Origin of the sequence: Actinomycetospora sp., assembly GCF_036497585.1 — a bacterium.
Lineage (GTDB): Bacteria > Actinomycetota > Actinomycetes > Mycobacteriales > Pseudonocardiaceae > Actinomycetospora.
In genome coordinates, this window is sequence record NZ_DASXJD010000011.1 from 1 (window position 1) to 13,090 (window position 13,090).

The following is a 13,090-nucleotide window of genomic DNA, read 5'->3' on the forward strand; positions in this document are numbered from 1 at the left end:
TCACGAAAAGGTCTCGCTACGGTCCCGGACCAACTCACCTCCCGGTGGGTCGACCCGGCCCCTCGCCCGGGCCGCCGTGCCCGTCCGGCGGCCCGCTCCCTGGGTGTGGTTCCGGGCCAGCACCGCGATCGCGGTCGAGGACGGGAGCGGCGCCACCCCGAGGGCGTCGTGGACGACCGAGAAAGCGTCTCCATGCCCGGACGTCATGCCGCGACCGCAGGTCCGGTGTCCCTGCCGGTGTCCCTCCCCAGCTCCCTCACCGACAGCTCCCTCACTCGCGCCGGCATCGCCGCCGCCCTCGTCACCGCGAGCGCCGCGGCGGTCGCCGGCTCGACCGGGGCCTTCGCGAGCATCGGCGCCGACACCACGCACGCCGCGACGACGCTGACCGCGTACTCCCCGGCGTCCTCGATCCCGGCGCAGCGCGCGGCCGTCACCCCGGTGGCAGCGACCGCGTTGGCCGCGGCCCCGGCGGTCAAGCACACCTCCCCCGCCGCCGAGGCCGCCGTGAAGAAGGCGGCCGACCAGGCCGCGGCCGCGAAGAAGGCCGCGCAGGAGAAGGCCGCCTCCGCGAAGGAGGCGAGCTCGAGCGCGGGCAGCGTGGCGGGCCTCGGTCCGCTCGGCGACCGGATCGTCTCCACGGCCGCGTCGTTCGAGGGCACGCCCTACGTCTACGGCGCCACCGGGCCGAGCTCGTTCGACTGCTCCGGCTTCACCTCGTACGTATTCAAGAAGATGGGCATCAGCCTGCCGCGCACCGCGCAGCAGCAGTACGACGCGGTGCAGCACATCAGCAAGAGCCAGGCCCAGCCCGGCGATCTGGTGTTCATGGGCGGGTCCGACAGCATCTACCACGTCGCGATCTACGCAGGGAACAACAAGATCTGGACCGCGCCGGAGCCCGGCGAGTCGGTCAAGCTCGGCAACATGTTCGGCGACACGAGCTTCGGGCGCGCGCGATAGGTGCCCTGCGGGCATGTGAGCACTTTCCGGGGCTATGACCCCGGAAAGTGCTCACATGCCGAAGGCACCTCTCCTGACCTTCCCCGCGTCATCGCGCAGCGGGTGGTCGACCAGCTCGACCGTGCGCGGGATCTTGTGCCGGGACAGCCGGTCGGCCAGAGCCGCGGGTAGCCGCTCGGCCAAGCCCGGCGCCGCCCCCGACACCGGCTGGACCACGGCCCGAACCACCCGCCCGAGGTCCTCGTCCGGCTCGCCCACGACGACCGCGTCGGCCACCTCGGGGTGCGCGAGCAGCGCCGCCTCGACCTCGGCCGGGTACACGTTCGCTCCCCCGACGACGATCATGTCCGCCCGCCGGTCGGCCAGGTACAGGTAGCCGGACCCGTCGAAGCAGCCCATGTCGCCGAGCGACTCCCAGCCGTCGACGACGCGCGCGGTCGCTCCCAGGTACCGGTAGGTCGGCGGGCCGTCCGGGCGCATCCAGATCTCGCCGGTCACCCCGGGCGGGCACTCCCGCCTCTCGTCGTCCCACACCGCCATCTCGCCCCGCGTGACCCGCCCGACCGAGCCGGGGTGGGCCAGCCAGTCCCGCCCGTCGATCATCGCGCTCGCCTGCGACTCGGTCCCCGCGTAGAGCTCGAGCAGGATCTCCGGGGCCGGCAGGCGTGCGAGCCAGCCGCGCTTCACCTCCGGCGGGCACGGCGCGCCGACGTGCAGCGCGGTCCGCAGGCTCGACAGGTCCGCCGCCTCCCACGCCGCGTCGGGCAGGCGCAGCATCCGGCCCATCATCGTCGGGACGAGGTAGAGCCACGTCACGGCGTGCTCGCCGATCAGCTCGAGGGTGCGGGCCGCGTCGAAGCGATGCACCAGCACCACGTGGTGGCCCTGCAGCAGCGCCAGCAGCGAGAACATGTAGGGCGCGTTGTGGTGCAGCGGGGCGGTCGCGAGGAACACCCCCTCCGGCTCGATCCGCAGCCCGTCCACCCGCGCCAGCACCTGCTCGGTGCACGCGGCCTGACCGGCGACGATCACCTTGGGCCGCCCGGTGCTGCCCCCGGAGGTCGGCGCCTTCCAGGACGGTCCGACGACGTCGGGCAGGGGCGTCGCGTCGCCGTCGCGCGACAGCCGGTCGAGCTCGGAAGCCCCCAGCCACGGCCGGTCCGGCGGTTCCAGCCCCACGACGAGCGCCGGCTCGGCCACCTCGAGCACCGCGTCCCGCTCGCCGTCGGGCAACCGCGCCGACAGCGGCTGCGGCACCGCGCCGAGCTTCCACGCCGCGACCGAGCAGGCGACGTGCGCGACGACGTTGCCCAGCGCGATCGACACCAGGTCGCCCTCCCCCACCCCGCGCGCGGCGAACGCCCGGGCGAGCCGGGTGGTCCGGACGTCGAGCTCGGCGCGCGTCCACACGTCGTCGCCGTCGGACACGGCGGGCGCGTTCGGGGCGGTGGCCGCGAGCTCGCGCAGACGGGTACCGAGAGGCGTCGCCATGTGAACGATTCTGGTCGTCCGGACGACCAGGTGCGTTCACATGCCGAAGGCTCTCCGCAACCGGGGCGCACATCGACGCGAGACCGGGATGCGTTCCGGGCCGCGCAGCGAGGTCGACAGCACCAGACCGCCCCGCACGGCCGACACCTCGCGTACCCGGGCGAGGTTGACCAGGTGGCTGCGGTGCACACGCAGGAAACCGGCCCCGGCCAGGTCCTGCTCGAGGTGGTCGATACCGCGGCGGACCGCGCGCAGGACGCCGTCGTCGGTCGTCAACCACACGGTGTGCCCGTCCGAGCGGGCATGTCGGATCGCGGCGGCGGGGAGCAGGACGAGGCGGCCGGCCCCGGTCAGCGCCGGGAGCCGGGTCGGCCCTGCGGCGACCTCCTCGACCCGCGGCTCGGGAATCTCGGGCTCGTCCGGCACCGCGACGACGAAGCCGACCGGGTCGGGCCCGGCGGGGACCGGGACGAGCTCGTAGTCACCGTCGTCGGGCTCGGCGGGCGCGTTCGCGTCCGCCCGGGCGCGAACCCGTCGCGCGACGTGCGCGATCTCGTCCCCGCCATCGTCGCCCCGGCGGGCGCGGCCGCGGAACGCGGCATTGGCGGCCACCACCCGGCCCGCCGCGTCGAGCGCCACGAGGGCGCCGCCGCCGTTCCGCTCGATCCGCGCATACGCGGCGAGGATCCTCGCCCGGTCGCGCCTGGCCGCCGCCCGGAGCACACCGCCCAGCGGGCGGGTCTCGACGAGCAGGTCCACGGGGCGGAGCGGGACCAGGGCCCGGAAGGCCGCCGCGGTGAGCGTGGCCAACGGCGCTCCGGTCGCGGGGTCGCAGAGCGCGACGGAGGTGCAGCTCCAGTCGTGCAGGGCGGAGCTCCAGTGCTGTGGGCCGCACACGCCGGCGGCGTGCCGCGACACCAGGGCGGTCCCGACGGCGTTGGTGCCGGCCGTCGTCTCCGCCCACCGGAGCGACGAGACGAGGCCGGTCTCGCGCGCGCGGCGTCCGGACGGCCCGCTCCCCCACGAGGTGAGGACCCGCCCGCGGCCGTCGGTGACGGTGACGAGGCAGTCGCCGTGGCGGGCGCCGAGGCGGCGAGGCCGCCGAGCTCGGCGAAGAGGGTGGCGTGGACGGTGCCGTCGACGGCCTCGTCGTCCTCGGCGGTACCGGGGAGCCCGCGGGGATCGATCCGGTAGACGTCGCGACATCGGTGCCAGGACGCCGCGATCCCCCAGGGGACGTCCTCGGGGTGCTCCTCGCCGGAGGCGAAGCGCTCCCAGGCCGCGTAGGTGCGGGCCAGCGAGCGCGTCCACGGCACCGCCCTGGTCATGGCCGGTCCACCTCGGAGACGGTCCCGAACCCCTCCATGGCCTTGGTGAACGGGAGCGGGAGGTCGTCGACGAACACGTCCGGGGAGAAGGCCGGGTCGGCCATCGCGCCCCACGCCCGGCGTCGCTGCATCGCCAGGTTCCCGGCGTCGTAGAGCGGGAAGACCATCGACTCCCGGTAGTACTTCTCCATCGGGAACTTCCGGTCCAGCGCGTTGACCCCGACGATGCGCATGCAGTCCACGACGACGCGCTGCATCGCCTCGCCGCAGAAGGTCTTGTCCATGCCGCCCAGGGCGTGGCCCTGCCCCGGGTGGCGGTCCATGTAGTGCGCGGCCTTCCAGGACAGATACCGGCCGGCCTCGATCCTCGCGGCCACGTCGGTGAGCAGGTGCCCGACCGCCTGGTGCTGAATGATCGGGCCCGAGCCGGCGCCGGTGAAGGTCCGGGCCCACTTGAGGGCGAACTCGTAGGCGCCGCGCGCGACCGCGACGGCCGCGATGCTCGCGATCGGGGCGGACCACGTGAAGTCGTGGTTGATCAGCAGGTCGCCGTCGCCGCGCGCGAGCAGGTTCTCCTCGGGCACCCGGACGTTGCGGAACGTCATCGTGACGTTCTGGCAGGTCCGATGGGCGAGCTTGTCGATGACCTCGTAGCGGATCCCGGGGGTGCCCCGCTCGACGAGGACCGCGGAGAGCGCCTCCTTGCCGCCCCCGGCGCGGTCGGTGCGCACCACGCAGAGGTTGACGTCCGCGCCCTGCAGGTCCCAGCCGCCGGCGTTGCAGGGCCAGTGCTTCTCCCCGTTGATGACGTACTCGCCACCGGGCCGGCGGTCCGCGACGAGCTGGATCCCCGCCTGCGGGCTGGGGTGGTCGAAGTTGGCGGTGCCGCCCCGCTCGCTCACCACCCACCCCGCGAGGAAGTCCCCGGTGGTGTCGGCGGCGGCCCGGCGCAGCCAGATCTCGCGCTGCTCCTCGGTGCCGTAGCGGAGCAGGGGCATCAGGGCGAGACCGTTGACGAGCAGGATCGTCGGGAAACCCGGGTCGACGGCGCACAGTTCCTCGATGGCGATGAGGAAGTCGACGTTCGAGGCGCCGCCCCCGCCGTACTCCCGCGGCAGGAACATGGAGGTGAACCCGAGCGCGGCGGCCTGCGCGTAGACCGGCTTCATCGCGCGGAATGCCTCCTGGGCGTCGGCGAGGGTGTCGGCGCGCTCGGCCGCGGGCCGGAGCACCTCGTGGGCGAACTCCCGGGCGGTCTTCTTGAGCGTGCGCTGCTCGGGGCTGAGGTCGAAGTCGATGGGCACGAGGCTTCCTCCTCCGCAGCCGGTGACCTGGCGGCTGGGGAACGTCGGCGACGGCCCCCGTTGGCCGATCGGTGGTGCGGGTCCGGCGGGGACGGACAGGCCCGTGGGGCTCAGCGGCCGCCCGGGCCGGGGGTCAGGCGCAGCGCCCCACGCAGGCCCAGGTCGTTGGCCGCGAGGTCGTCGAGGGTGGCGTCGTCGAGCACCGCGAAGTAGGCGTCGAGCGCCCGGGAGAACACGTCCCGGCCGCCGCAGACGCCGGCGACGCGGCAGAAGCGGGCCGCGCCGAGGCACTCGACGACGGCGAAGTCGTTCTCCATCGCCCGCATCACCTCCCCCACGGTGATGCCCGAGGAGTCCCGCTCGAGGCGGACGCCGCCGCCCCGCCCACGCACCGTCGCGACGATCCCCGCCCCGGCCAGGCGCTGGACGACCTTGACGAGGTGGTGGCGGGAGACGGCGTGCGCCTCGGCGATCTCGGCGACCGCGGCCTGCCGCCCGGGGACGACGCGCAGGTAGAGCAGCACGCGCAGCGCGAAGTCGGCGTGGGCGGTGTGCCTCATCGCCGGTCCGTCCCTCTCGACCGGGTCGGTGCGGCCCGTGGATGCATTCCGGTCACCCCCTGCGTGGCGAGGAGAGAAAAGAGGTAGAGCGGATGCTAGTTCTGCCCGGTCCAGGCGGCAAGGCTCCGTCGCGAGGGCCTCGTCCCACCTCACGAGCAGGCCGTGAACCGCCGCCGTACCGGTCGTGACACGTCTCCTACCGCTCGTGCCGGACGCCTTCCGGTCGCCCCCCGGGCCCAGCAAGCTCCGAAGCTCCGACGCTCACTGCTCTCGAAAGCAGCACGCCGGATACCACTACTCCCGCTCCGCGGACGTGGCGGGAGGACCGCACCGGAGGAATCGGAAGGCCGCCATGACCGTCAACTTCACGATGTCCGACGAGCAGAAGAAGCTCCAGTACGAGGTCCGGGCATTCGCAGAGAACGTGCTCAGGCCCGTCGTTGCCGAGGCCGACGCCGAGCCCGACCCGATGAAGGGTTTCCAGCTCACCCAGCCGGCGTACATCGAGTCCTACAAGGCCGGGATCGCGATGTGCATGCTCCCCGCCGCGTACGGCGGGGGCGGCGTCTCGTGCGTCGACCTCGTGATCGCCGCCGAGGAGATCTGCGTGGTCGACCCCGGCTTCGCCTGCACCGTGCTGTGCAACGGCCTCGGTCTGATGCCGGTGGCCTGGTACGGCTCCGAGGAGCAGAAGCAGCGGTTCCTCGCAGCGGCGACGTCGGACCCCACGGGCACGTACCTCGGCGGATGGACGGCGAGCGAGCCTCCCGGCAACCCCTCGGGCACCGCCAACTTCGACATCCCGCTGCCCCGCCCCGCCGGTGTCGGGCTCACCGCGACCCGGGACGGTGACGACTTCGTCGTCAACGGCCGGAAGTACTGGCCGTCCTCGGCGGGCTGGGACGAGCGGGGGGTGAACGCGGGGACGCTCATCGTGCGGACCGACTCGGAGAAGGGCGGCACCGAGGGCCTCTCGGCGCTCGTCCTCGAGCGCGACACCCCGGGCGTGACGTACCGGCACCTCGACAAGGTCGGCCACCGGCTCGCGTCCAACGCGGAGATCGTCTTCGAGGACGCCCGCATCCCGGCGGCGAACCTGCTGCCCGGCGCGGAGGGGAACGGCGACCTCGTGATCAACCGCAACTTCGCGTGGTCGGGGCCGGTGGCGGCGATCGCCGCGGTCGGGATGGCCCGCGCGGCCTTCGAGATGGCGCTCGAGTTCGCCCAGGGCAACACCGCGGGCGCGATCAAGCCGATCATCGGCTTCCAGAACGTGGGCTACGTGCTCGGCGACGTGGCCGCGAAGATCGAGATGGGCCGCTACTTCTCCTGGCGCGCGGCGGACTATCTCGACAAGCACGACCAGCACGCCGAGCTGGTCGGCGCGATGAACAAGATCCAGGTCACCGAGCTCATGTTCGACTGCGTCTACAAGTGCATGCAGATCGTCGGCGTGAACAGCCTGGAGACGAAGAACGGGTTCGGCAAGATCCTGCGCGAGGCTGCCGTCCTGCCCATCTACGACGGCGGCAACATGGGGATGCAGCGTCGTCGGGTGCACGGCATCCTCGCCGACCCGTTGTTCAACCCGCGGGCGATCATGGAGGACGACTACGTGAAGTTCGAGAAGCACCACGAGGCGATCGACACGCTCGTCGGCTGACCGCGGGTGAGCGGAACCGGGCGGCCCGGCCGTCCGGTTCCGTTGTCGTCCGGCCTACCAGCCGTGCCGAGGCTGCCCGAGCGCCCGGCGCAGCCGCGCCTCGCGGAGCTCGTCGGGAGCGGGCCGGTCCGCGACGGTCCGGCGTCGGTAGTCCTGCATCCGCAGGTGGCGTGTCTGCTCCACGGCGCGGTTCGCGCGGACCCGCAGACCGTGCGAGCGCCGGAGGATCCTGGCCACGAACGGGTTGCGTCGTGCCGCCATGCCGCCCTCCCGTCCGATCCCGGCGCGGTCGTCAGGACCCCGCTCGTCACCCGTCCTGCGCCGCGCACCCTCATCCCGGCGCCGGTGCCGTGTCGGCCCCGGGCTCCCGAGCGCTCCCGATCACCTCGCTGCGCAGCCAGCGGGCGACGTCGGCGAGCTTCATGTTCGTGTCCTGCGAGGACCTCACGAGCATCTGGAACGCGGCGTCGTCGTCGACCCGGAACCGTTCCATGAGGATGCCCTTGGCCTGCCCGATGAGATCGCGGCTGTCGACCGCCCGCTGCAGGTAGCGGGCCTGCTCGCTGCCGTGGAGCAGCATCGCGGCCTGCGTCGCGAACAGTCCCGCGAGGACGCGGGCCCCGCCCGCGAAGGCGTCGGGGCGCGACGCGAGGAGCGTCAGCGTGGCCCGCGTGCTGCCGCCGGTGTGCAGCCGGGCGCAGAGCACCGAGCGGTGGCCGGCCGCCACGGCCGCGGCGGCGAAGCGGGGCCAGCGGTCGGCGTCGACAACGGCGAGGTCGTCGGCCACGACGAGGCCGTCCCCGGGGAGGTCCCCGGGGACCTCGAGGGCGGGCCCCTCCCCCAGGTCCTCCTGCAGCCGGGCGAGCGTCGTGACGGCCGGATCGCTCGCGTGGTGCCACGCGCCGCCGTCCCCGCTGGCCGCGATCCCGCCCGCGTCCGCGACCGGCACGGTGCGCAGCGCGGTGGCCACGATCAGGGCGAGGGTGCGGTCCAGGTCCCGGATGCTGCGCTCGGCCGTGAGGTCCCGCGCCGCGCGGTGCAGCGCCAGCGCCATCTTCTCCTCGGGGTCCATCGCGTCGGGGCCCTCCACGCTGCCGGTTCCGGGCGGGCGAGCCACCGGGCCGGCGGCTGGTGGTGGCTCGTCTGCTGACACGGGCCCGCGGGGTGGACCTCGACGACGTCGCGACCTCACGGCCGCATCGGCTCGGCTGCCCGCTCGATCGCGGGTCGGAAACACCCCGCGGGGTGGGTCAGTCGGGCTCTCCCCCGCCGCCCCTCCCGCCGGTGAGCCGGCGCGCCACCGACACCGGGTCGCCGTCGCGGTCGGGGAGATGGGCCAGCAGGAGTCGCTCGGCCTCCGGGCGCAGGACGCCGAGTCAGGCTGCGCGAGACCACCTCGCCGTCGGCGGTCATCGAGATGCCCCCGGCGTCGGCACCCGGCACGGTCTCGACGGCCGCGGCCACGATCCGGGAGAGCAGCCCCTCCAGATCGGAGATGCTGCGCCGGTCCATCACCCGCGGGCGGCCGCACGCAGGGCACCGATGAGCTGCTCCTGGCGCTCGGGCTCGGTCACGGCACCTCCAGCGCCCGGCGACACCGGGTCGACGGGCACGCCCGGACGCTCGGGGAGCCGACCGCTCGTCCGTCGACACGAACAGCCCGGGAGGGCGGCGGCGTCGGTGGACGACCGCCCGAGGAACGTACCCATCGGCCGCGCTGCGAACCCCTACTCCGCTCGGAGCCGGTGGCGGACCGGTCGCAGCTCTCACCGGGTGGCCGCTGGCGCGGAGGGCCGGAGGGGGCCACGCTCCACGTTATGGGCGATCAGCCGGTATTGCGGTACCTCGCCCTGACCTGCGCCGAGCTCAACTACCGGAACTCGCTCGTCCACGACGCCGTGGAACTGCGGGCAGCGGTCGTCGCGGCGCTGACCCGCAGCGCGGACGTGCTCGACGGCCTCGCGACACACCTGCGGCAGCGGGCGGAGCACTGCGCCCCGGGGGCGCAGCGCGACCGGCTGCTGGCCGCGGCCACCCGGGCCCGGGTGCGCGCGACCACCGGTCGGCACCGCTCGGACCACTTCGCGACACGGCCGCTGGAGCGGCCGCGGGCCGCGGAGGCCGCCTGACGGGTCGTCGCGGTCACCCCTTCAGCGTGTAGCGCGGGGAGTGGCCGTAGGCGCGTCGGTAGTCCACGGAGAACCGGCCGGGGTGGGTGAAGCCCCACCGCGCCGCGATGGCGGCGACGGTCTGGCTCCCGGCCGGGTCGGCGGCCAACAGGTCGCGGTGGGCCTGGTCGAGCCGCACGTGCCGCAGGTACTCCAGCGGGGTCTGGTCCCGGTGTCGGCGGAAGGCGGACTGGAGGCCCCGGACGCTGATGCGCGCGGCGTCGGCGACCTGACAGATGTCGACCTCACGGTGGGCGTTCGCGTCCATGAACTCCACGGCCCGCCGCACCACCGCCGGTTCGACGTGGGGGCGCCGGGGGGCGGCGGCGTCCGGCAGGCTCGCGACGGCGCTGTTCGGGATGGTCATCAGGGTGGCGACGGCGAGCGACCGGGCGGCCTCGGCCAGGGCCAGGGGGTGCGCGGCGATCTCGGCGTTGCCGAGCACCTCGTCGCGGACGTGCGCGACGGTTGCACGCAGGTACGTCGCCCGGTCCGGGGAGGACGGCGTCGACCCGGTGAAGCACAACGGCCCGTCGTCCGCGCCGAGGGCGGCGGCCGCGCGTTCCAGGACGACCCGGTCGATGCGCACCGCCTCGCCGGTGAGGTGCTCCCACTGGATCCGCCACGGCCGGCCCGGCGGCATCAGGAAGGGCACCCCGGCTGTCGGGGTGATGACGGTCCGGTCCGCCGACACCTCGGTCCGCCCCTCGAGCACCGTGCTGACGACGACGGCGTCGTCGAGGACCTCGGTCTCGCACTCGAGGCCCATGCCGTGACGCGTGGTCGCGATGGAGAAGGTCGGCGCGGAGGCCCCGGTGAAGGCGAAGCCGAACGCGGCGCGGTCCCCGTAGAGGCGTCGCCGGTAGTCCACGTAGGCCGCCCGCAGCCACGTGTCGGCCACGTCCGGATCGGACGACGACACATCGAACGTCGACACCGGTGTCGCCTGCCGAACCTGCATATCGAGCCTCCGTTCCCCCCGGTCGAGGCAATGCATCGTCGCCCTCGTCCTCAGTGTGACTCAACCCCTCCCGCGTAGGCGGCCACCGAGGTGACGCTCGACCGTTTCGTCGTCGCCAGCCCGCCCGGGTGATCGGAAGCGCCGATGGTCCCGGGTTCTCAGGGCGCCGGTCCCTGCCAGGGCTCCGGAGGGAGAGCGAACCCTGACTCGTCGTGACCCTGCGCGCAACGGTGCGATTCCTCGTCTTCGTGCCGGTGGTGGTCGCGGTCGTGCTGGCCGGGGTCGGCCTGGCCAGCCGGTTCGCGGCGCGCGGTGTGGTGGACCAGGTGACGACCCGCATCGAGCCGGCGCGCGTCGCCGCCGCCGGCTTCGTCACCGCGATGGTCGACCAGGAGTCCGGCAGCCGGGGCTTCATCCTGACCGGGGACCCCCAGTTCCTCGAGCCGTACCGCGACGGGATCGCGCAGGCGGGTGCCGCCCAGGCGCAGCTGACCGCGCTGCTCGCCGCCGACCCGGCCGGCGAGGCCGCCCTGGATACGGCCACCAGCGCCGCCATGACGTGGCGGGTGCAGACCGCGGAACCGCAGATCGCCGCACGGCAGAGTGGCGCGCTCGCCGAGACCGACGCGGCGGCCCTGCAGGGCAAAGAGCAGTTCGACCGCTTCCGGGTGGCGTCGGCCGTCCTCGAGCGCCATCTCGTGGACCGGGAGACGACGACGCTGGCGACGGTGTCGACCACCCGCGCCTGGACCGACGCCATCACCTACGGCGGTCTCGCGGTCGCCCTCGCGGTCGCGGTCGCGGCGCCGATGCTGATCCGCCGACGCCTCACCGAACCGGTGGACCGCCTGCAGCGCCAGGCCCGGGCCGTCGCCGAGGGACAGGAACAGCTGCCGATCACCGTGGAGTCGCCCGCCGAGCTGGCCGCCATCGCCACCGACGCCGACACCATGCGCCAGAGCCTGCTCGCCCGTCGCGACGACGCCGTCGAGGCCCAGCTCGAGCTCGCGCTGCGCGAGACCCGCGACACCCTCGCCGCCGAGGTCCACGACAGCACCGTCCAGCGGCTCTTCGCCCTCGGGCTGGCCCTCGACGCCATCGCGGCGACCAGCGGCCCCGACGTCGCCGAGCGGCTGTCACCGCTGGTCGACGAGCTCGACGAGGCGATGCGCGAGCTCCGCGCTCTCATCTTCGGCATGGTGCGCACCTCGGTCACCGGCCCGACCCTGCGCGACGCGCTCTACGACCTCGTCCGCGACAGCACCCGCGCGCTGGGCTTCACCCCGGTCCTCGGCATCCACGGCGACGTGGCGGGGACGCTGGACAACGAGACCGCCATCGACCTGGTCACCGTGCTCCGGGAGGCGCTGAGCAACATCGCCCGCCACGCGCAGGCGACGTCGGCCTCGGTCCGCCTGGCCGTCGACGCCGAGACGGTCGCGCTGCGGGTGGTCGACGACGGGACCGGCCCGGGCTCGACCGACGACGCCGCGCACGGCCACGGCATCCCGAACATGACCGCCCGCGCCGTGCGCCACGGCGGCACGATGAGCGTCCGGGTGAACGGGGCTTCCGGCACGATCCTCGAGTGGGTCATCCCGGCTGATGCCGCCCGCCCCTCGCGGGCCGAGCTCGGGCCCTGGTCGGCGCGGAAGTCCGACGGGGCGGCGGCGCGCCCGGACCGGCCGACCGCGAGCGAGGCGGGCTGAGCGAGGCGGGCTGAGGCGGCCGCTGGGCCGATGGTCGCCCGGCGGGCCCGGGCACCCCGGCCACCGGCGAGCAGCTCCCACCGTCTGCAGGAGACGCCCTCACTCCGCTGGTTGAGGTCTTCTGCAGCGGGTCGGGAAAGGTCAGGCCCACGGTATGGGCTGGGCGCGGCGGAAGGGACCTCCATGATGTCCGCGGACGAGATCGAACAGAAGACGACGCTGTCCCGTCAGGCGGTCGCGCGATGGCTGGCCGACCTGGCCGCGGCGATCGAGCGGGGCGGCACCCTGGAGCTCGCGCTCGCCGGGCCACCGGTGACCCTCACGTTGCCCGAGGAGTTCCGGTGCGAGCTGGAGGTCGAGCCACAGGGGGACGAGATCGAGCTCGAGATCGAGCTCACGTGGTCGGCGTCCGACACCAGCCCGAACCCGCCGTTCGCGAGAACGCGCCCCTGACCGGACCTCGTCGGCAGCGTGACGCTTCCGAAGACCACCGGCGTCCGAGTTGTCCGAGGGGAGACAGCCGCGATCAGCGGCGCGCCCGACCCCGAGGCAGGGGCACCGGGGTCGCTCGGTCACACGGCCGGCGACGTGTCCGCTGATTCGTCGAGCAACAGCCCGGCAGGCCGGTGACCTGCGGGTCGTGGTGGGGCAGGTCGGGATCGAACCGACGACCTGACGGATTATGAGTCCGCTGCTCTGCCCGCTGAGCTACTGCCCCCGCGCGGCGGACCCTGGCTCACCCGGTCGTGCGCCGCGGCCGGGAGCCTACGGGCACCCCCTCCGTGGGTGGATCAGCACCCGCGGTCGGCCGGGCTCATGGGTGAGCGGCGCCCTCCTGGCGTCGGATGCCAGCATCGTGCCGTTCCTGCCGGCCGGGGTGGGCCGGGCTCCACGCGTGAGCGGCGCCGTCCTCGCGTCAGATGCCAGCATCGTGCCGTTCATG

The 13,090-nt window shown here is 74.0% G+C and carries 12 protein-coding genes and 1 tRNA gene; 5 read left to right on the forward strand and 8 right to left on the reverse strand.

Features of this window, described 5'->3' with window-relative positions; genetic code table 11:
• Positions 1-225 precede the first annotated feature (225 nt).
• Positions 226-963 (forward strand): C40 family peptidase, encoded by a 738-nt coding sequence (locus tag VGH76_RS01070; protein ID WP_331554749.1) that lies wholly within the window; start codon positions 226-228, stop codon positions 961-963.
• A 51-nt stretch (positions 964-1,014) separates the two neighbouring features.
• Here the strand turns inward: VGH76_RS01070 and VGH76_RS01075 are convergent, their stop codons facing one another.
• The 4 genes from VGH76_RS01075 to VGH76_RS01090 form a co-directional block, all read right to left on the reverse strand.
• Positions 1,015-2,454 (reverse strand): AMP-binding protein, encoded by a 1,440-nt coding sequence (locus VGH76_RS01075; protein WP_331554750.1) that lies wholly within the window; start codon positions 2,452-2,454, stop codon positions 1,015-1,017.
• A gap of 36 nt (positions 2,455-2,490) precedes the next feature.
• Positions 2,491-3,372, reverse strand: a complete 882-nt coding sequence (locus VGH76_RS01080) for a LytTR family DNA-binding domain-containing protein (RefSeq protein WP_331554751.1) — start codon at positions 3,370-3,372, stop codon at positions 2,491-2,493.
• Positions 3,373-3,778: 406 nt separating this feature from the next.
• Positions 3,779-5,086, reverse strand: a complete 1,308-nt coding sequence (locus VGH76_RS01085; protein WP_331554752.1) for an acyl-CoA dehydrogenase family protein — start codon at positions 5,084-5,086, stop codon at positions 3,779-3,781.
• Positions 5,087-5,196: 110 nt separating this feature from the next.
• Entirely contained in the window at positions 5,197-5,646 is a 450-nt protein-coding gene (locus VGH76_RS01090) for an Rrf2 family transcriptional regulator (RefSeq protein ID WP_331554753.1), read from the reverse strand.
• 352 nt (positions 5,647-5,998) lie between these two features.
• On the opposite strand from VGH76_RS01090, the gene VGH76_RS01095 reads away from it, so the two are divergent.
• On the forward strand, positions 5,999-7,309 hold the full coding sequence (locus VGH76_RS01095; RefSeq protein WP_331554754.1) for an acyl-CoA dehydrogenase family protein: 1,311 nt from the start codon (positions 5,999-6,001) through the stop codon (positions 7,307-7,309).
• A 54-nt stretch (positions 7,310-7,363) separates the two neighbouring features.
• Here the strand turns inward: VGH76_RS01095 and VGH76_RS01100 are convergent, their stop codons facing one another.
• Positions 7,364-7,570, reverse strand: coding sequence for a hypothetical protein (locus VGH76_RS01100; RefSeq protein ID WP_331554755.1), 207 nt, complete (start codon positions 7,568-7,570; stop codon positions 7,364-7,366).
• Positions 7,571-7,640: 70 nt separating this feature from the next.
• Complete coding sequence (locus tag VGH76_RS01105; RefSeq protein WP_331554756.1) at positions 7,641-8,399, reverse strand: GAF and ANTAR domain-containing protein; 759 nt, start codon at positions 8,397-8,399, stop codon at positions 7,641-7,643.
• Between the two features lie 727 nt (positions 8,400-9,126).
• On the opposite strand from VGH76_RS01105, the gene VGH76_RS01110 reads away from it, so the two are divergent.
• The gene (locus tag VGH76_RS01110; RefSeq protein WP_331554757.1) at positions 9,127-9,438 is read left to right on the forward strand and encodes a hypothetical protein; all 312 of its coding nucleotides are present in this window, start codon (positions 9,127-9,129) and stop codon (positions 9,436-9,438) included.
• A 13-nt stretch (positions 9,439-9,451) separates the two neighbouring features.
• Here VGH76_RS01110 and VGH76_RS01115 read toward each other — a convergent pair whose 3' ends face one another.
• Positions 9,452-10,378, reverse strand: coding sequence for an AraC family transcriptional regulator (locus tag VGH76_RS01115; protein ID WP_331554758.1), 927 nt, complete (start codon positions 10,376-10,378; stop codon positions 9,452-9,454).
• 272 nt (positions 10,379-10,650) lie between these two features.
• Here VGH76_RS01115 and VGH76_RS01120 point away from each other — a divergent pair, with 272 nt between their 5' ends.
• Both VGH76_RS01120 and VGH76_RS01125 read left to right on the forward strand, forming a co-directional pair.
• On the forward strand, positions 10,651-12,147 hold the full coding sequence (locus tag VGH76_RS01120) for a CHASE3 domain-containing protein (RefSeq protein ID WP_331554759.1): 1,497 nt from the start codon (positions 10,651-10,653) through the stop codon (positions 12,145-12,147).
• Between the two features lie 183 nt (positions 12,148-12,330).
• Positions 12,331-12,600 carry an amphi-Trp domain-containing protein gene (locus VGH76_RS01125; RefSeq protein WP_331554760.1) on the forward strand — a complete coding sequence of 90 codons (270 nt, stop codon included), beginning with the start codon at positions 12,331-12,333 and terminating at the stop codon, positions 12,598-12,600.
• A gap of 188 nt (positions 12,601-12,788) precedes the next feature.
• On the opposite strand, the gene VGH76_RS01130 is transcribed toward VGH76_RS01125, so the two are convergent.
• Positions 12,789-12,865, reverse strand: a tRNA-Ile gene (locus VGH76_RS01130).
• Positions 12,866-13,090 lie beyond the last annotated feature (225 nt).